Source organism: Nocardioides lentus (assembly GCF_039529515.1).
Classification (GTDB): Bacteria; Actinomycetota; Actinomycetes; order Propionibacteriales; family Nocardioidaceae; genus Nocardioides; species Nocardioides lentus.
In genome coordinates, this window is record NZ_BAAAMY010000001.1 from 331,388 (window position 1) to 349,264 (window position 17,877).

15 protein-coding genes and 1 tRNA gene are annotated in these 17,877 nt (G+C 74.0%); 10 read left to right on the forward strand and 6 right to left on the reverse strand.

Features of this window, described 5'->3' with window-relative positions:
- Positions 1-135: 135 nt before the first annotated feature.
- Positions 136-1,065, reverse strand: a complete 930-nt coding sequence (locus tag ABD158_RS01570; protein WP_344002738.1) for an AAA family ATPase — start codon at positions 1,063-1,065, stop codon at positions 136-138.
- Positions 1,062-2,177: an NDMA-dependent alcohol dehydrogenase gene (locus ABD158_RS01575; RefSeq protein WP_344002741.1), complete on the reverse strand. Its 1,116-nt coding sequence runs from the start codon at positions 2,175-2,177 to the stop codon at positions 1,062-1,064. Before ABD158_RS01575 ends, ABD158_RS01570 begins: the two co-directional genes overlap by 4 nt.
- Before the next feature lie 145 nt (positions 2,178-2,322).
- On the opposite strand from ABD158_RS01575, the gene ABD158_RS01580 reads away from it, so the two are divergent.
- Positions 2,323-3,993, forward strand: coding sequence for a sigma-54-dependent Fis family transcriptional regulator (locus ABD158_RS01580; protein ID WP_344002743.1), 1,671 nt, complete (start codon positions 2,323-2,325; stop codon positions 3,991-3,993).
- 61 nt (positions 3,994-4,054) lie between these two features.
- Here the strand turns inward: ABD158_RS01580 and ABD158_RS01585 are convergent.
- Positions 4,055-4,141, reverse strand: a tRNA-Leu gene (locus tag ABD158_RS01585).
- A gap of 188 nt (positions 4,142-4,329) precedes the next feature.
- Between ABD158_RS01585 and ABD158_RS01590 the strand changes: the two genes are divergently transcribed.
- From ABD158_RS01590 to pknB, 7 genes are read left to right on the forward strand one after another with little or no spacing between them, the layout of a single operon-like run.
- Positions 4,330-5,136 (forward strand): FHA domain-containing protein, encoded by an 807-nt coding sequence (locus tag ABD158_RS01590; protein ID WP_344002746.1) that lies wholly within the window; start codon positions 4,330-4,332, stop codon positions 5,134-5,136.
- Positions 5,129-5,614, forward strand: coding sequence for an FHA domain-containing protein FhaB/FipA (locus ABD158_RS01595; RefSeq protein ID WP_344002750.1), 486 nt, complete (start codon positions 5,129-5,131; stop codon positions 5,612-5,614). The genes ABD158_RS01590 and ABD158_RS01595 overlap by 8 nt, the downstream gene beginning before the upstream one ends.
- Positions 5,615-5,621: 7 nt before the next feature.
- Positions 5,622-7,229, forward strand: a complete 1,608-nt coding sequence (locus tag ABD158_RS01600) for a PP2C family protein-serine/threonine phosphatase (RefSeq protein WP_344002753.1) — start codon at positions 5,622-5,624, stop codon at positions 7,227-7,229.
- Positions 7,226-8,635 carry an FtsW/RodA/SpoVE family cell cycle protein gene (locus ABD158_RS01605; RefSeq protein WP_344002755.1) on the forward strand — a complete coding sequence of 470 codons (1,410 nt, stop codon included), beginning with the start codon at positions 7,226-7,228 and terminating at the stop codon, positions 8,633-8,635. Before ABD158_RS01600 ends, ABD158_RS01605 begins: the two co-directional genes overlap by 4 nt.
- Positions 8,632-10,089 carry a peptidoglycan D,D-transpeptidase FtsI family protein gene (locus tag ABD158_RS01610; protein WP_344002757.1) on the forward strand — a complete coding sequence of 486 codons (1,458 nt, stop codon included), beginning with the start codon at positions 8,632-8,634 and terminating at the stop codon, positions 10,087-10,089. Before ABD158_RS01605 ends, ABD158_RS01610 begins: the two co-directional genes overlap by 4 nt.
- Entirely contained in the window at positions 10,086-11,627 is a 1,542-nt protein-coding gene (locus ABD158_RS01615) for a serine/threonine-protein kinase (protein ID WP_344002759.1), read from the forward strand. The genes ABD158_RS01610 and ABD158_RS01615 overlap by 4 nt, the downstream gene beginning before the upstream one ends.
- Positions 11,624-13,507, forward strand: a complete 1,884-nt coding sequence (gene pknB, locus ABD158_RS01620; RefSeq protein WP_344002762.1) for a Stk1 family PASTA domain-containing Ser/Thr kinase — start codon at positions 11,624-11,626, stop codon at positions 13,505-13,507. Before ABD158_RS01615 ends, pknB begins: the two co-directional genes overlap by 4 nt.
- A gap of 18 nt (positions 13,508-13,525) precedes the next feature.
- Here the strand turns inward: pknB and ABD158_RS01625 are convergent, their stop codons facing one another.
- Positions 13,526-14,290, reverse strand: a complete 765-nt coding sequence (locus ABD158_RS01625) for a DUF881 domain-containing protein (RefSeq protein ID WP_344002765.1) — start codon at positions 14,288-14,290, stop codon at positions 13,526-13,528.
- Positions 14,291-14,343: 53 nt separating this feature from the next.
- On the opposite strand from ABD158_RS01625, the gene ABD158_RS01630 reads away from it, so the two are divergent.
- Positions 14,344-14,976, forward strand: a complete 633-nt coding sequence (locus ABD158_RS01630) for a cell division protein CrgA (protein ID WP_344002766.1) — start codon at positions 14,344-14,346, stop codon at positions 14,974-14,976.
- 149 nt (positions 14,977-15,125) lie between these two features.
- Here ABD158_RS01630 and ABD158_RS01635 read toward each other — a convergent pair whose 3' ends face one another.
- Complete coding sequence (locus ABD158_RS01635; protein WP_344002767.1) at positions 15,126-16,064, reverse strand: rhomboid family intramembrane serine protease; 939 nt, start codon at positions 16,062-16,064, stop codon at positions 15,126-15,128.
- A gap of 45 nt (positions 16,065-16,109) precedes the next feature.
- On the reverse strand, positions 16,110-16,631 hold the full coding sequence (locus ABD158_RS01640) for a peptidylprolyl isomerase (protein ID WP_344002769.1): 522 nt from the start codon (positions 16,629-16,631) through the stop codon (positions 16,110-16,112).
- Between the two features lie 182 nt (positions 16,632-16,813).
- On the opposite strand from ABD158_RS01640, the gene ABD158_RS01645 reads away from it, so the two are divergent.
- The gene (locus ABD158_RS01645) at positions 16,814-17,692 is read left to right on the forward strand and encodes a hypothetical protein (protein WP_344002771.1); all 879 of its coding nucleotides are present in this window, start codon (positions 16,814-16,816) and stop codon (positions 17,690-17,692) included.
- Positions 17,693-17,877: the final 185 nt, after the last annotated feature.

Sequence of the window (17,877 nt, forward strand, 5' to 3'; positions counted from 1 at the left end):
CGGGGGAGATCTCCGCGAACCGCGGGTGCCGCGAGAGCTCCGAACGACCGAGCGTGCGCTCCGGTCGGCCCCGGCGGGAGCGACGCGGCTCGCCGTCACCCTGCCCGCTGCCGGGCGGCGGGGTCCCCGTCCCGTCTAGGGACGGGGGCGGGCTTCCCCCGCCCCACCACCTCCGTCGGCCGCGTCCTCGTCGTCGGCGCCCCGCTCCTCGGGCGGGGGCCCGAAGACGTCCCGGTACAGCTCCGTGACCACGTCCTCGGGGGAGCGCACCGACGCCTCGGCCACGCGGATCCGCCCGGAGAGCGCGACCAGCGCCGCGTCGAGCCCGACGTGCCAGTCCTCCGCACCGGTGCCGCGGGCCCGGGCGAGCTGGTGGGCCAGCCCGCCGAGGTCGATCGCGCCGCGCACCGACGCGCCGATCCGCAGGTCCGGGTGGTCCCGGGTGGCCCGCACCAGCGCGACCGCGCGGGCGCACCAGGCGGGCGAGGGCATGGGCGCCCGGTACGCCGCGATCTGCTCCTCGGCCGCCGCGGACTGGTAGCCCATCACGATGCGGCAGGTCCGGTCGTAGATCGCGCTGGAGACCCGCGCGGTGCCGACCGCGTCGTACGGGTTCATGGCGGCGACGATGCCGAAGCCCTCGGCGGCCGCGACGAGACCGAGCCGGGGCACGACGATCTCGCGCTCCGACATCACGGTGAGCAGGGCGTTGAGGGTCTCCTCCGGGACCCGGTTGAGCTCCTCGACGTAGAGCAGGCCGCCGTCGCGCATCGCGGCGAGCAACGGGCCGTCGACGAACACGTCCGGGGTGTAGCCGCGCGCCAGGACGAGCGAGGGGTCGAAGTGACCGACGAGGCGCGCCGGCGTCAGCTCGGCGTTGCCCTCGACGAGGAAGAACGGCGCCTCACGGCGAGCCGCGACCTGGCGCAGCAGGGTGCTCTTGCCGGTGCCGGGAGGCCCCTCGAGGACGACGTGGGCACCGCTGGCCAACGCCGCCTCGAGGAGCTCGGTCTCCCGCGCCCGGTCGACGACCGGGGTGGCGGCGCGGTGGACCGCAGCGGTCATGCGTGCTCGTGGATGACCACGCCGCGGACGTTCTCGCCGTTCAGCAGGGCGTCGTAGCCCTCGTTGACCTGCTCGAGCGTGTAGGTGTTGGTGATGATCTCGTCGAGCTTGATGTCGCCGGACTGGTAGAGCCCCAGGATCCGCGGGATGTCCGTGGTCGGGTTGCAGTCGCCGAACAGCGAGCCGCGCAGCTGCTTGCGGTACAGCGTCATGATCGAGCCCGGCAGCTGGATGGTCTCCTCCATCAGCTTGTTGAGGCCGGTCAGCACCACGACCCCGCCCTTGCCGACGGCGTGGAAGCCGCCCGCCACGATCTCGGAGGTCATGAGGCCGGGCGTGAGGATCGCGGAGTCCGCCATCTGCCCGCGGGTCAGGTTGGTGATGGTCTCCATCGCCTCGTCGGTGCTGGCGAAGGCGTGCGTGGCGCCGAGCTCCATCGCCTTCTCCCGCTTGTTGGGCAGCGGGTCGACGGCGATGACGTTCTTGGCGCCGGCCAGGGCCGCGCCCTGGACGGCGTTGATGCCGATGCCGCCCACGCCGACGACGATGACCGTCTGGCCGGCCTTCACCTCGGCGGTGTTGACCGCCGCACCCCATCCGGTGGGGACGCCGCAGCCGACGAGGACCGCCTTCTCCAGCGGCAGGTCGTCGTCGACCTTGACGCAGGAGTTCTGCGAGATGACGCCGTACTGGCTGAAGGTGCCGAGCATGCACATCGCGCCGTACTGGCCGCGCGGGCCGGTGATCGGGAACCGCTCGCCCGGCAGGTAGCCCTCGAGGATCGTCGCCCCCATGTCGCAGATCGACTGCTGGCCGTTGGCGCAGTAGCGGCAGTGGCCGCAGTTGGGGATGAACGAGCAGACCACGTGGTCGCCGACCTTCACGCGGCTGACGCCGGGGCCGACCTCCTCGATGATCCCGGCTCCCTCGTGGCCGAGGACCATCGGCAGACGGGCCTCGAGGTCGCCGTGGGCGACGTGGACGTCGGAGTGGCACAGACCCGCGTGGGTGTAGCGGATGAGCACCTCGCCCTCCTGGGGCTTGTCGAGCTCGAGCTCCTCGATCTCGATGCGGGCGCCGGCTTCGTAGACGACTGCGGCCTTGGTCTTCATGGGCTCTCCTGCGGATCGGTGGGCGTCGCGGACGTGATGCCCGCCACACTCGCAACGGCGTCCGCCGCCGGGTGTTCACAAACTGGACAACCTCCGACCAGCCTGGCCGGCGCTAACGTGACGTGCACCACACCCGGGGGGTGTCATGTCCGGTCCGCCGATCTCGCCCGCGTCGCGCCGCGAGCCCGCCTCGCAGCGCGACGAGATCGCCGAGTCCTGGCGCCGCACCGAGCTGGCGGGCCTCGACCCCGCCTCCGCGCTGACCCGCATCACCTACGGTGCCGTCGACGCCGCCGACCGCCTGCTCGCCGCCGCCGCGCCCGTGCTCGAGGACCTCGACGCGCGGCTCGCGGGCACCCGCATCAGCACGATGCTGCTCGACGCCGACGGGCGCGTGGTCACCCGCTCCTGCGGGGACCAGCGGGTCCTGCGGGCCTTCGACCACGTCGGCGTCGACGTGGGGGCGTCGCTGCTCGAGGAGTCCGTCGGCACCACCGCGCCGGGGGTCGTCCTCGAGACCCGTACCGGGGTCAGCGTGCACGGCGAGGAGCACTTCGCCGTCGCGCTGCGGCCGTTCAGCTGCTACGCCCAGCCCGTCATCCACCCGACGACGCGGCGGGTGGAGGGGGTCCTCGACGTCACCACGCTGGCGACGGAGGCCAACCCCCTGCTGGTGCCGCTCGTGGCCCGGGCGGTCGCCGACATCGAGCAGCGCCTGCTCGACGGCGCCCGGATCGCGGACCGCGAGCTGCTCGCCGCCTTCCAGGCCGCGGGCCGTCGGCGCCCGCTCGTCGCGGTCGGCCACGACCTGCTGATGTCCAACGAGGCCGCCCTCGACCTGCTCGACGCGACCGACCTCGCGGTCCTGCGGGGGATGGCCGCCGACGCCGGCGACGGCAGCCGCACCCCGCTCGTGCTCGCCTCGGGCCGTGAGGTGCGCGTGCACGCCAGCCGGGTCGGCGGCAGCCGCGGCGGCGCCCTGCTCGCCGTCGAGGCGCCCGGCGAGAACCGGCAGCGCACCCGCCGCCTGGGCCGTCGTACGACGGGTCTCGCGGCCCGGCCCGCGGCGGCTGCCGGGCCCACCGGCGCGGCGCCGGTGCTGGTGTCGGGTCCCCCCGGTTCGGGCCGCACCACCCGCGCCCACGAGCTCGCCGAGGCGCCCACCTCGGTGCTGAGCTCCGCCGACGCCCTGGTCGGCAGCGTGAGCGCGTGGGCCCGCTCGTTCGACGTGCTCGTCCGCAGCGGCCGCGGCACCGTGGTCGTCGACGGCGCCGACCTCCTCCCCCCGCCGCTCACCGACCTCGTGCGACGCCACCTCGCCCGTGCCGTGGCCCCCCGGGTCGTCCTGGTCACCGGTCCCGTCGAGGAGCTCGAGGGCCGGGCCGCCGCCCTCGCCGGCCTGTGCACCCGCCGCGAGCAGCTGCTGCCCCTCGCGGGGCGTCGCCACGACCTGCCCCGGCTGGCGGGGAGCCTGCTGCGCGAGCTCGGTGCCGACCCGTCGCTGCACCTCACGCCCGGCGCGCTGCGGGCGCTGACCGCCCAGGAGTGGCCGGGCAACCTGGTCGAGCTCCGCGCGGTGCTCGCCCACGTGCTGGAGCGTCGTTCGACCGGCGGGGTCGTCGTCGACGACCTGCCCGAGGGCCACCGCAGCCACGACCCGGTCCGGCCGCTCGGCGCCATGGAGCGGGCCGAGCGCGACGCCGTCGTCGGCGCCCTGCGCGCCCACGGCGGCAACAAGGTCCGCGCCGCCGCCGACCTCGGCATCTCCCGCACCACCCTGTACGCCAAGATCCGCGCCCTGCGCATCGCGGAGTAGCCGGGTACGACGCAGCGAGGGCCGGTCCCGTGCGGGACCGGCCCTCGCCGAGTGCTGCTGGTGGTGCGCGAGGGGGGAGTTGAACCCCCACGCCCTTTCGGGCACACGGACCTGAACCGTGCGCGTCTGCCTATTCCGCCACTCGCGCCAGAAGCCCGGTGAGCGTATCCCAGGCCGACCCGCGGCCCCAAACCGGGCGGGGTCCATCCTCGTGGCACGCACGCCCGGCCTCCGTGACCCCGTTACGATCGCCCACGACCCGACCAGCGCGCGGGCGGTGCGTGCTGCCGCCAGGCCGTCGGTCCGACGACACGACCACGACAGCGAGGAGGTGCGATGGGACGGCTGCAGAACTTCGAGAACAAGCTGGAGCAGGCGATCTCCGGCGTCTTCGCCCGCGCCTTCCGCAGCGCCGTGCAGCCCGTCGAGATCTCCGCCGCGCTGCAGCGGGAGGTCGACAACAACGCCCAGATCCTCAGCCGGGACCGCCGCCTGGTGCCCAACGACTTCCACGTCGAGCTCTCCGACACCGACCTCGAGCGGCTCGCGCCGTACGACTCGACGATGTCGCGCGAGCTGACCGACACGCTGCGTCGCCACGCCGAGCAGCAGAGCTACGTCTTCCCCGGTCCGATCGCGATCTCGTTCGAGGCCGCCGAGGACCTCACCACCGGCCGCTTCCGCATCCGCAGCCGGGCGCAGGCCAAGGTCACCTCCCGTGACGAGCCGGAGGCCCACGCCGCCCCGGCACGACCCGCCTCCCCGGCCGGCGGGTACGACGCACCGGCGCGGCCCGCGCAGCGCACGACGCGCGCGGTGCTCGAGGTCAACGGCACCCGCCACGCGCTGCGCGCCCCCGGCCTGGTCGTCGGGCGCGGCACCGACGCGGACGTGCGGATCAACGACCCCGGCATCAGTCGGCGCCACGCGGAGTTCCGCGTGGGCGAGGGTCGCGCCGACCAGGGCAGCCCGCTGCACCTCTCGGTCCGCGACCTGGGCTCGACCAACGGCATGACGGTCGACGGGGTGAAGGTCGCGCAGTCGCCGCTCGGCGACGGCTCGGTGGTCAAGATCGGCAACACGACGCTGACGGTCACGGTGGAGGGCGCCAGTGCGGCGTCGTGGGAGGACGGTCGTGTCTGAGCTGACGTTGTTCCTGATCCGGTTCGCCTACCTCGCCATCCTCTGGGTCTTCGTGCTCTCGGCGATCTCGGTGATCCGCTCCGACATGTTCGGCGCACGCGTGGCCGACACCGGCCGCGGCCGGTTCGGGCGGCGCGAGAAGTCGGCGCGCGCCCCGAAGGCCGCCAAGCCCTCCCGGCGCCGCGGCGCTCCGACGCACCTCCTGGTCGTGGAGGGCAGCAACGCCGGCGCCCGCGCCGAGCTCGCCGACGCCCCGCTGCTCATCGGCCGCGGCAGCGACGCCGCGATCCGGCTCGACGACGACTACGCCTCGACCCGTCACGCCCGCGTCGCGGCGTACGAGGACGAGTGGTTCGTCGAGGACCTCGGCTCGACCAACGGCACCTACATCGGCTCGGCGCGCATCACCCAGCCGACCACCATCACCCCCGGCGTGCAGGTCCGCATCGGCAAGACGATCCTCGAGCTGAGGAAGTGAGCGACCGATGAGCTCCCCCCAGCCCCCGCCCGACCCGGCCGCCGGCCCTCCCGCCGCACCGGCGCCGACACCGGCACCCGCGTCCGCGCCGCCCGCCGCGCCTCCGCCGACGGTGCCGACCCCCGTCACCAACCTGGCCGAGGACGACACCGCCCAGGGCCCCGAGGGGCTGGTGCCCGCCGGGTCGCTGCGCCTGGCGTTCTCCGCGGTGTCCGACGTGGGTCGCGTGCGCAAGGACAACCAGGACTCCGGGTACGCCGGGGCGTGGCTGCTCGCGGTCTGCGACGGCGTCGGCGGCGGCGCGCGCGGCGACATCGCCTCCAGCACCGCGGTCGCCCAGCTGCGCAGGCTCGACGAGCAGCCCGGCCCCGACCTGCTGGGGCTCGTGGCCGGCGGGCTGCACCGCTCCCACGACCGCATCGCCGAGCTGGTCGACGACGACCCCGCGCTCAACGGCACCAGCACCACGGCCACGGTGGCGCTCTTCGACGGGTCCCGCGTCGGGATCGCCCACGTCGGCGACAGCCGCGCCTACCTGATGCGGTCCGGCACGCTGACCCAGCTCACCCGCGACCACACCTTCGTCCAGAGCCTCATCGACGAGGGCCGCATCACCGAGGCCGAGGCGCGCACCCACCCGCACCGCAACCTGATCCTCAAGGCCCTCGACGGCCAGCGCGACCCCGAGCCCGACCTGTTCGTGGTGGACCTCGCCGTGGGTGATCGCCTGCTGCTGTGCAGCGACGGCGCCTGCGGGTCCCTGACCGACGACCAGATGCTGGCCGTGCTCGCCGACGGCTCGCCGGACAGCGCCGCCCTGTCGCTGGTGCAGGACGCGCTCGACGCCGGCAGCACCGACAACGTCACCTGCGTGGTGGCGGACGTCGTGCCGGCCGACCAGCCGCCCGACCCGGAGTCGGCCGCCGTCGACGACACCGGCGCGCTGGTGCCGCTGCTGGTGGGCGCCGCGGCGGAGCTCCCCCGGCGCGGGGGCCGCGGCGCGGTCTCCGGGCTGTTCCGCAGCAGCCGTCACGACCACGGTCACCCCGACGCCGGGGGCGCGGCCGCCGACCTGCCGCCCGAGGCCGCCCACGCCATCCCGAGCGACCCGATCGACCCCGAGCGCGCCCGCTACGCGCCGCGGCCGCCCCGGCGCTTCCTGTGGCTGCGCCGCGCCCTCGTGCTGGCCGTGGTCGTCGGCCTGGTGTGGGTGGCGGGCGCCGCCGCGTGGTCGTGGACCCAGCAGCAGTACTACGTCGCCGAGTCCGGCGGCGTAGTCACGATCTTCCGCGGCGTCAACGCCGAGGTGCCCGGCCTGAGCCTGTCCTCGCCGCTCGAGGAGAGCGACGTGTCGGTCGACGCCCTGCCGACCACCGACGCCGACGCCGTGCGCAGCGGGATCGAGGCCGACGACCTCGACGACGCCCGCGCCACCGTCACCGAGCTCGCCTCCCGCCAGGCCGACGAGCCCTCCCAGCCGCTGCAGGACGACCCCTCCCCCAGCGAGTCCCCCTCACCGGGCGACGGCTCCGGCGGGACCGACCCCAGCCCCACCCAGCCGGGCGACGGTGCGAGCAGCCAGACCGGCTCCACCGGTGGGGAGGCCCGCCGATGAGCGCCGCCGAGGCCACCCCGGGCGAGTTCGTCCACCGTCCCCGCCGCGGCGCGGAGCTGTTCCTGCTGCTGCTGGCGCTGACCGTCGGGCTCGGCGCCTACGCCGCCGTCGGGCTCGGCATGGAGGACGAGATCCCCGCCGACATGGCGACGTACGGCGGGGTGCTGGCGCTGATGGTCATCGCCTGCCACGTCGTGGTGCGGTTCGTCGCGCCGTACGCCGACCCGGTGCTGCTGCCGGTCGTCGCCGCGCTCAACGGGCTCGGGCTCGCCGTCATCCACCGCCTCGACCTCACCTACACCGAGCTGGGCCGCGACGACGGCTTCGCCTCGCGGCAGCTGATCTGGATGGCCCTCGGCATCGCGCTGTTCATCGCCACCCTGCTCGTGCTGCGCGACCACCGCTCGCTGCAGCGCTTCACCTACACCTCCGGCCTGGCGGCGATCGTGCTGCTGCTGCTGCCGCTGATGCCGGTGATCGGCACGCAGATCAACGGTGCGCGGATCTGGATCCGCGTCGCCGGCTTCTCCTTCCAGCCCGGCGAGATCGCCAAGGTCCTGCTGGTCGTCGCGTTCGCGGGCTACCTCGTGCTGCACCGCGACGCGCTCGCGCTCGCCGGGCGTCGGGTGCTGTTCATCGACCTGCCCCGCGGCCGCGACCTCGGTCCGATCCTCGGGATGTGGCTGATCAGCCTCGGGATCCTCGTGTTCCAGCGCGACCTCGGCTCGTCGCTGCTGTTCTTCGGCCTGTTCCTCGTGATGCTCTACGTCGCGACGGAGCGTCCCGGCTGGCTCGTGGTCGGCGGCACCCTGTTCGCCGCCGGCGCCTTCGCGGGCTACCAGGCCTTCGGGCACGTGCGGCAGCGCTTCGACCTGTGGCTCGACCCGTTCGCCTACTACGGCGAGGGCACCAGCGACCTGGGGCGCCAGACCGTCGAGACCATGTTCGGGATGGCGTGGGGCGGCCTGATCGGCCGCGGCTTCGGCAACGGGCGCCCCGAGCTGATCCCGTTCGCCAACTCCGACTTCATCTTCGCCTCCATCGGCGAGGAGCTCGGGCTGACCGCGGTGATGGGCATCATCCTGCTGTACGGCCTGATCGTGGAGCGCGGCCTGCGCACCGCCGTGGTGTGCCGCGACGGCTTCGGCAAGCTCGTCGCCACCGGCCTCGCGGTCACCTTCGCGCTGCAGGTCTTCGTCGTCATCGGCGGCGTCACGCGGCTGATCCCGCTCACCGGCCTGACCACGCCGTTCCTGTCCACGGGAGGCTCCTCCCTCGTCGCCAACTGGGTGATCATCGCGCTGCTGCTGCGCATCTCCGACCAGGCCCGTCGTCCGCTGCCGGCCGCCCTCCCCGAGGAGGACGAGGAGCCCGACGCGGCCACGACCCAGGTGGTGAAGCTGTGAACCGCCCGATCCGCACCCTCGCCGTGTTCTGCATGCTGCTGTTCGGCGCGCTGATGATCAACGCGACCGTGCTGCAGTACGTCAACGCGGGCGACCTCAACGCCAACCCCTCCAACCGCCGGGTCGTCGACGCGACCTTCTCCCGCGACCGCGGCGCGATCCTCGTCGGCCGCGAGCCGGTGGCCCGCAGCGTGCCCAGCGACGACGAGTTCGAGTACCAGCGCGAGTACCCGGCGCCGTTCAAGTACGCCCACGTCACCGGCTACTTCTCCTACTTCAGCCAGACCGGCATCGAGCGGACCTACAACCCGCTGCTCTCCGGCGACGACTCGCGGCTCTTCGTGACCCGCCTGGTCGACATGGTGAGCAACTCCGAGCCGGTCGGCGGGTCCGTCGAGCTGACCCTGGACGACGGCGCGCAGACCGCGGCGTTCGAGGGCCTCGAGGCCCTCGGCGAGGGCACCGAGGGCGCCGTGGTGGCGATCGAGCCGGACACCGGTCGGATCCTGGCGATGGTCTCCTCGCCGTCGTTCGACACCAACCGCTTCGCCGACCACGACTTCGGGGCGCTCAACGACACCTTCGAGGAGCTGGACGCCCGCGAGGACGAGCCGCTGCTCAACCGCACCATCCAGACCACGCTGCCCCCCGGCTCGACGTTCAAGATCGTCACGGCGGCCGCGGCGCTCGAGTCCGGCGCCTACAGCTCCGCCGACGACCTGGTGCCGGGCGGCTCGTCCTACCAGCTGCCGCTGACCGACATCTCGATCGAGAACGGCGGGCGCGACTGCGGCACCGACACCATCCCCTTCACCCAGGCGATGGAGCAGTCCTGCAACACCACCTTCCTCGCGCTGGCCGACGAGCTGGGCGTCGAGGCGATGCAGGAGCAGGCCGAGGCCTTCGGCTTCAACTCCGAGTACCTCGACGACCTGCCGCTCCAGGCCGAGTCGCGCTACCCCGGTGACCTCGACGAGCCGCAGACGGCGCTGTCGGGCATCGGGCAGTCCGACGTCGCCGCCACCCCGCTGCAGATGGCGATGGTCTCCGCGGGCATCGCCAACGACGGCACCGTGATGAAGCCCTACCTGGTGGAGGAGCTGCGCTCCCCCGACCTCGACGTCCTGGAGCGCACCGACCCCAGCGACCTCTCGCGGGCCGTCGACCCCGACACCGCCGAGGTGATCACCGAGATGATGGTCAACACCGTCGCGGAGGGCACCGGCACGCCCGGCGCCATCCCCGGCATCGACGTCGCCGGCAAGACCGGCACCGCCGAGAGCGCGCCGGGCCGACCGCCGTACGCGTGGTTCACCTCGTTCGCGCCCGCCGACGACCCGCAGGTCGCGGTCGCCGTGCTGGTGGAAGCCGCGGGCCAGCCCGCCGAGATCGCGGGCGGCACGCTCGGCGGTCCCATCGCCCGCGCGGTGAGCGAGGCGGTGATCGACCGGTGAGCGACCAGTACTCGACCGGCGGCGTCTCGGCGCACCCCGAGGGCTACGCCGACGACGCCCGCCGCTACCGCCTGGACTCGCGGATCGCGACCGGCGGCATGGGCGAGGTGTGGCTCGGCACCGACGAGGTCCTCGGCCGCCAGGTCGCGGTCAAGCTGCTCAAGGCCGAGCTCGCCGACGACGGCACCTTCCGGACCCGCTTCGAGACCGAGGCGCGCAACGCCGCCCGCCTGCAGCACCCCGGCGTCGCCAGCGTCTTCGACTACGGCCAGGCCTCGCCGCGGGACGGCTCGAGCGTGCCGCGCCCCTACCTGGTGATGGAGTTCGTCGACGGCCAGCCGCTGTCGGCACTGCTGCGCCAGGGCGCGGGGATGCCGCCGGCCGTCGTCGTGCCGCTGCTGGCCCAGGCGGCGGACGCGATCGGTGCCGCCCACGCGGCCGGCATCGTGCACCGCGACGTCAAGCCCGCCAACCTGCTGGTGACGCCCGACCGGACGATCAAGATCACCGACTTCGGCATTGCCCGGGCCGCGGAGGGCGTCGCCCTGACGCAGACCGGCCAGGTGATGGGCACCCCGCAGTACCTGGCGCCCGAGCAGGCCGAGGGTCGCGAGGCGGTGCCGGCCTCCGACGTCTACTCCCTCGCGTGCGTGGCCTACGAGTGCCTCGCCGGCCGGCGGCCCTTCACCGGCGAGTCGTCGGTCGCGGTCGCGCTGGCCCACCTGCGCGAGCCCGTGCCGGAGCTGCCCGACGACGTGCCGGCCGACCTCGCCGCCGTGGTGCGCCGCGGCCTCGCGAAGGACCCGTCCGAGCGGTACGCCGACGGCCACGAGTTCGCCCGTGCGCTGCGCCACCCCGAGGGAGCCGCCACCCAGGCCACCCACGTGGCGCCCGCGGTCACCGACCGCTCCACCTCGGTGCTGCCCGCCGTGGGCGCCGGGGCCGCCGGCCTCGCCGCCGGCGCGGGCGGGGCGGCCGCGGCGATGTCGCGCCCGGCCCCGACGCCCACGTCGGCGGTCACGACCACCACGCGTGAGGGCGGGACCGAGCCCGAGGACCGTCGCCGCAAGGGCGTCCCCGGCTGGCTGCCCGCCGCCGTGTTCGTGGTGGCCGCGCTGCTCGGCGTCCTGCTCGTCGCGCTGGTCTTCAGCGGTGGCGACGAGGACGAGCCGACGGACGACCCGACGCCGACGGAGACCACCACCGAGCCGACGGACGAGCCCACCTCCGAGGCGCCGACCGAGGACACGGAGCCGACGCCCGAGCCGGAGCCCACCCCGACCCCGACGCCGACGCCGACCCCCACGCCCACCCCGACGCCGACCCCGACGCCCACGCCCACCCCCACCGAGGAGCCGACCCCGACCGAGCCCACCGAGCCGGTCGAGCCGCCGGAGCCGGGCGAGGGCGGCCCCGAGCAGCGCTCGCTGCCCACCGAGCCGGACGAGGCCGCCCCCGGTGACGCGGGTCCCGGCGAGCCCGGACCGGAGGACGCCGGGCCGGGCGCGGACGGCACGGAGGAGGAGGTGCGGCCGTGACCACCACCGGGGGCTCGTCGTCCGGGCAGACGGTCGGCGGGCGCTACGAGCTCGGCGAGCTGCTGGGTCGCGGCGGCATGGCGGAGGTCCGCAAGGGCACCGACACCCGGCTGGGCCGGGTGGTCGCCGTCAAGCGCCTGCGCACCGACCTGGCCAGCGACGCCACCTTCCAGGCGCGCTTCCGCCGCGAGGCGCAGTCGTCGGCCTCCCTGAACCACCCGGCCATCGTCTCCGTCTACGACACCGGCGAGGAGCTCTCCAGCGACGGCAGCGACGTCGCCCAGCCCTACATCGTCATGGAGTACGTCGCGGGCCGGACGCTGCGCGAGGTGCTCAGCGAAGGGCGCAAGATCCTGCCCGAGCGTGCCCTCGAGCTGACCTCGGGCGTGCTCTCGGCGCTGGACTACAGCCACCGCGCCGGGATCATCCACCGCGACATCAAGCCCGGCAACGTCATGCTCAACCCGAGCGGCGACGTCAAGGTCATGGACTTCGGCATCGCCCGCGCGGTCTCCGACGCGTCCTCGACGATGACCCAGACCGCCGCCGTGGTCGGCACGGCGCAGTACCTCTCCCCCGAGCAGGCGCGCGGCGAGACCGTCGACTCCCGCTCCGACGTGTACTCGACCGGCTGCCTGCTCTACGAGCTGCTGACCGCCCGGCCGCCGTTCGTGGGCGACAGCCCCGTGGCGGTGGCCTACCAGCACGTGCGGGAGCCCGCCACGCCGCCGTCGTCCCTCGAGGACGACCTCGATCCCGAGATCGACGCGATCGTCATGAAGGCGCTCGCCAAGCGGGTCGAGGACCGCTACCAGAGCGCCGCGGCCATGCGCTCCGACATCGAGCGCTACCTGGCCGGTCGTCCGGTGCAGGCCCCGGCGGTGGCCGCGGTCGCGCCGGTCGACGACGCCCCGACCGCCGCGGTCACCACGACCACCGCGACCGCGCCGCCGGCCGAGGAGCGCCGTGGCAGCCGGACACCCTGGTTCGTCCTGCTCGCCCTGCTCCTCATCGCGTTGCTCGGGGTCGGGGCCTTCTTCCTGCCGACGCTCTTCGAGAGCGAGCCGGACCAGATCACCGTGCCCAGCGTCATCGGTCAGAACGAGGACACGGCCCGTGCGGAGCTCGGCGACCTGGGACTGCGGATCACCGTGACCCGTGAGCCCGACCCGGAGATCCCGGTCGACGAGGTGATCGACCAGGACCCCGCCGACGGCGACCAGGTCGACGAGGGCGCGACCATCGCGCTCGTCGTCTCGAACGGGCCACCCGAGGTCGAGGTCCCCGACGTCGTGGGCGACGACCGCGCCGACGCCCGCCGGGAGCTCCGGGAGGCCGGTCTGCGGGTCCGCGTCGAGACCGTCGCCTCCGACGAGGACGCCGATGAGGTCCTGAGCACCGACCCGGGCGCCGGCGCGCGGGTGCAGGAGCAGCAGGTCGTCACGCTCACGGTCTCCGAGGGACCGGTCGCGGTGCCGACCGTCATCGGACTCGACGAGGCCTCGGCGACGGCGGCGATCGAGCAGGCGGGCTTCACCGTCCGGATCACCCCCGACCCGGGCAGCGCCGAGCAGCCGACCGGCACCGTCGTGGACCAGTCACCCGACGGCGACACGACCCAGCCGCAGGGCACCGAGATCGTGCTGTTCGTCTCGACCTTCGAGCCGACCCCGACCGAGGAGCCCAGTCCCACCGACACCCCGAGCGAGCCCGACGACTCCACCGGTCCCGGCAACGGGAACGGCAACGGCAACAGCAACGGCGGGGGCAACGGCAACGGGAACGGCAACGGGGACGGCAACAGCAACGGCGGCGGGAACGGCGGGGGCAACGGGGAGACCGGCACCGGCGTCTCGCTGCCCGGTCCCCGCTGGGACTGAGCGGCCCGGCGCGGTGGGTCAGTCCATCGGCTCGGCGTAGGACAGGTCCAGCAGACCGTCGTACGCCGGGGCGGTGAGGCTGTCGTCGAGGTCGACGTCGAAGCCGAGCGCGATGTCGGGGCGAGCGGCGTCCTCGCGGAAGAGGGACACGAAGTCGTCGCCCTCGAGCGAGTCGAGCAGCGCGTCGGTGTCGCCGACCGCACCGATCACGTAGGGCTGCGGGTAGGTGCGGCCCTGGAGCTGCACGGAGCTGCCGGCGCACTTGATGCCGGTGGTCGACACGATCCGCTGACCCTGGAGGGTGACCGCCTCGGCCCCGCCACGCCACAGTGCGTTGACGACGGCCTGGATGTCCTGCTGGTGCACGACGAGCCGGTTGGGGTCCTCCTCGGAGACCTCGAAGACCTCCTCGGGGGCGTCGGCCAGGGTGATCTCCAGCCCCTCACCGGTGCGCGGCGAGAGGCCCGCGGGGGTGGCCGCTGCGGCCGCGGCGTCGCGGAAGCGCTGGGCGGACCGGTCACCGCGCGCGCGACCGAGCCCGTCGACCTCGTCGGACAGCTCGCTCACCCGGTCCTGCAGCTGCTGGACCTCGCGGTCCTCGGCCCGCACGACCGCCGCGAGGTCGGTGTAGCGACCCGGGCGCAGGTCGGTGCCGTCGCTGTTGGCGGCGCTCGTGATGACGAGGACCGCGCACAGGCCGAGCACGAGCGGGGTGCCCAGACGCCACACCGTCACCGAGGCGCGGCCCGGCCGCTGCCGGGGGGAGTCGGTACCGCTCGTCATGGCGTCTACGCTAGCCGGGCTGGCGTGACCGCGACCGAGGAGTGACCAGGCCGATGGCCGACGACAAGTCCGACGACACCACCGAGACGGCTCGGACCTCCGAGACGGCCCGATCCTCCGACGCCGACCGGTCACCGACGACCGACGCCGGGAAGGCGGGCGCGACCCCGGCCACCCGCGGCCGCTCGGGCAACCCGGCGAAGGCCACGGCCGGCCGCACCACGCGGCAGCGCAAGCCGAAGGACGAGCTGCGCTCGCTGGACGACCCGATCTCGGCCCGCGCCTACCGCTCCCCGCGGTTCCTCGCCGGCCTCGTGCTGGTCCTCGGCGGCATCGCCTGGATGGCCTGGTACTACGCCCAGGTCCGCCCAGGCTCCGACGGACAGCCGGGCTCGCCGGCCTTCATGGCCGACCTCGAGCGGTGGAACTACGCGATCGGCTTCGGTGCGATCCTCGTCGGCCTGGTCGTGATGGCGCACCGCTCGACCCCGCTCGGGCGCGGGCGCGGCGTGGTCGTCGGCATGCTCGGGTGCTTCCTGATCGGGCTGGTGTGGATCTGCACCTTCTACGTCTTCACCAACGACATCAGCGGCGTGCCGCTCATGAACGACCTCGGTCAGTTCAACCTCGTCGTCGGCATCGCGTTCATGGCGGTCGGCTTCACCTACGCCACGAAGTGGGAATGACACCGGTGTAGTCCTCCACAGGTCTGTCCACCGGTGTGGAGAACTACACCGGTGTAAGCCGTCCACAGGGTTCCCCACACCTGTGGACATGACCGGGCCGGCGTCACCGCGACCGCTCGGGCCGGACGGCCGGGCTCAGACGACGGCGCTCAGACGACGGCGCGCAGCACCATCGCGGCGACGATCACAAGGGCGACCGCGCCGAGACCGGCGACCTGCCAGAGCGTGCGGCGCTCCCGCGGGGCGTAGACGAGGACGGCGGCCACGACGACGCCGCCGACCAGCCCGCCCAGGTGGCCCTGCCAGGAGATGAAGCTGCTCCCGACGACGGTGATGACCGCGTTGATGCCGATCCAGCCGAGGATCGGGGTGACGTTGCCGCCGAGCTTGTGGCCGACGACCAGCAGCGCGCCCATCAGGCCGAAGACCGCGGTCGAGGCGCCGACCGTCGCGCCGTACGGGCTCGAGAGGTAGAGCACGGCCAGCGAGCCCGCGAGACCGGACAGGAGGTACAGCGCGAGGAACCGGGCGCGGCCCAGCGCCAGCTCGAGCTGGGGGCCGAGCACCCACAGGGCCAGCATGTTGAAGGCGATGTGGAGGAGGTCGACGTGGGTGAACATCGACGTCAGCACCTGCCACGGGGCGCCACCCGTCGCGCCGAGCACCCAGGAGCTCACCGCCGGCAGGGAGTCGCACGCGGCCTGCGACCGCACGTCGGTGTAGACGCCGCTCCCGGAGCGGCAGAAGCCCTCGGGCCGCAGGGCGAGGTAGGGCAGCAGCGCGCTGGCACGACCGCCGCTGAGGGTGATCGCCAGCCAGACCCCGACGTTGACCGAGATCAGGGCGATCGAGGTGAGCGCCGGGTTGGCGGGCCGCCTCCCGCCGTACGCCGTGCGCCCGGAGCGGGTCGCCCTCGCCCCTTCACGGACGCAGTCGGGGCACTGGAAGCCCACGGACGCCTCGTGCATGCAGTCGGGGCAGATCGGGCGCTCGCAGCGCTGGCAGCGGATCCACGTCTCCCGGTCGATGTGCCGGTAGCACGTGGGCGCGTCGGTCCCCGGCGCGCGCGGGCCGGACGTCTCCGTCATGACGGGGTCATCGTGGGGCGCCGGGGACCTGGTGCGTGACCGGGGTCAGGCCAGCTCGACCGACTCGATGACCACCGGGTCGTTCGGGCGGTCCTGGCGGCCGGTCGGGGTCGCGCCGATGGCGTCGACGACGTCGCGCGAGGCCTGGTCGGCGACCTCGCCGAAGATCGTGTGGCGACGGTTCAGGTGGGGGGTGGGGGCGAGGGTGACGAAGAACTGCGAGCCGTTGGTGCCCGGGCCGGCGTTGGCCATCGCCAGCAGGTAGGGGCGGTCGAACGACAGCTCGGGGTGGAACTCGTCCTGGAACTGGTAGCCGGGGCCGCCGGTGCCGGTCCCGAGCGGGCAGCCGCCCTGGATCATGAAGCCGGAGATGATGCGGTGGAAGCCGAGGCCGTCGTAGAACCTGCCGGTCGTCTTCGCGCCCGACTGCGGGTCGGCGTACTCCTTCGTGCCGCCGGCGAGGCCGGTGAAGTTCTCGACCGTGACGGGGGCGTGGTTGCCGAAGAGGTTGAGGACGATGTCGCCCTTGTTCGTCTTCAGCGTGGCGGTGGTGGTGCCGTCGACCATGTCTGCCTTTCGGAGCCCGCGCGGGGCTCGGGTTCGGGGACGACGCGGGGCGCGTCGCAGGGGGCCTCCCACGGGAGACCGGTGCTCTCGATCCTCCCACGTGACGACAAGACGCCCCTGCGGACGTGTGCACCGGTGCGGCATGATCGGGGGACGGCACGACGACGTCACGAGGAGGGCCCATGGGTCTGCGCACGAAGAAGTCCCCGCTCGATCAGGGCAAGGAGAAGGCCAACGACCTGGCGGAGGCCGTCCGGCCGGCGCTGGAGTCCGCCTTCGAGAGCGCCAAGAAGAGCGCGACCCCCGTCCTCGAGGAGGCGCGCGAGCGTGCGTCCTCGCTGGCCGAGGAGGCCCGGGACAAGGCCCACGTCCTCGCCGACGACGCCCGCGACCGCGCGCACCACCTCGCCGAGGACGCCCGCAGCACCGCGGCGCCGTACGTCGACGAGGCGCGCAGCAAGGCGCAGCCCTACGTGAAGGACGCCCGGAAGAAGGCCACGAAGGCCCGCAAGAACGCCGACCCGTACGTGACGCTGGCCAAGGCGAAGACCGCGCCGTACGTCGAGAGCGCGCGCACCCGCGCCGAGCCGCTGCTCGCCGAGGGCAAGGCCAGCGCCGCCGAGCGCGCCGCCGCCGGGGCCTCGTTCCTGGCGGCCAAGGCGGAGGAGTCCAGCTCGCGGATCGACTCCCGCGCCACCGCCCTGCGCAAGGAGGCCACCAAGGCGAAGGGCGGGGGCAAGCTGAAGAAGGTCCTCTTCCTGGGCGTGCTCCTGGCCGTGGGCGCCGTGGTGTTCTCGAAGGTCCGCGGCTCCGGCCAGGACAACTGGCAGTCGTCGTACACCCCGACCCCGGCCCCCGCCTCGAGCCCGCAGCGCGACGTCGCGGGCGCGACCGGCACCACCTCCGCCCCCGCGCCGGCCGTGAGCCCCGGCGTCGAGGACGACCCGGGCGGGGCCGACGCCGCCGAGGCCGTCTCGGACCGCGTCGACGCGCCCCACCCGGTCACCGACCCGGACCACCCGGCCGCGTCGATCGACGTGGACGGCGACAAGCGCGACTGAGCCAGCACGAGAAGTGCACCACCCGCGGCCCCCGGGCCGCGGCCTAGGACCGGCCGGCACCCCCCAGGGGTGTCGGCCGGTTCTGCGCGACCCAGTCGTCGATGTGGTCCCACCAGTCGTAGAGCCACGTGATCCGCTCCTCGCGGCCCGCCGGGATGTCCTCGGCCGGCACGGTCCACCACCGC

What these genes read in the sequence shown, in the direction of transcription:
- ABD158_RS01570 (WP_344002738.1), bottom strand. Translation starts at nt 1,065, where the DNA reads ATGACCGCTGCGGTCCACCGCGCCGCCACCCCGGTCGTCGACCGGGCG.
- ABD158_RS01575 (WP_344002741.1), bottom strand. Translation starts at nt 2,177, where the DNA reads ATGAAGACCAAGGCCGCAGTCGTCTACGAAGCCGGCGCCCGCATCGAG.
- ABD158_RS01580 (WP_344002743.1), top strand. Translation starts at nt 2,323, where the DNA reads ATGTCCGGTCCGCCGATCTCGCCCGCGTCGCGCCGCGAGCCCGCCTCG.
- ABD158_RS01590 (WP_344002746.1), top strand. Translation starts at nt 4,330, where the DNA reads ATGGGACGGCTGCAGAACTTCGAGAACAAGCTGGAGCAGGCGATCTCC.
- ABD158_RS01600 (WP_344002753.1), top strand. Translation starts at nt 5,622, where the DNA reads ATGAGCTCCCCCCAGCCCCCGCCCGACCCGGCCGCCGGCCCTCCCGCC.
- ABD158_RS01605 (WP_344002755.1), top strand. Translation starts at nt 7,226, where the DNA reads ATGAGCGCCGCCGAGGCCACCCCGGGCGAGTTCGTCCACCGTCCCCGC.
- ABD158_RS01625 (WP_344002765.1), bottom strand. Translation starts at nt 14,290, where the DNA reads ATGACGAGCGGTACCGACTCCCCCCGGCAGCGGCCGGGCCGCGCCTCG.
- ABD158_RS01630 (WP_344002766.1), top strand. Translation starts at nt 14,344, where the DNA reads ATGGCCGACGACAAGTCCGACGACACCACCGAGACGGCTCGGACCTCC.
- ABD158_RS01635 (WP_344002767.1), bottom strand. Translation starts at nt 16,064, where the DNA reads ATGACGGAGACGTCCGGCCCGCGCGCGCCGGGGACCGACGCGCCCACG.
- ABD158_RS01640 (WP_344002769.1), bottom strand. Translation starts at nt 16,631, where the DNA reads ATGGTCGACGGCACCACCACCGCCACGCTGAAGACGAACAAGGGCGAC.
- ABD158_RS01645 (WP_344002771.1), top strand. Translation starts at nt 16,814, where the DNA reads ATGGGTCTGCGCACGAAGAAGTCCCCGCTCGATCAGGGCAAGGAGAAG.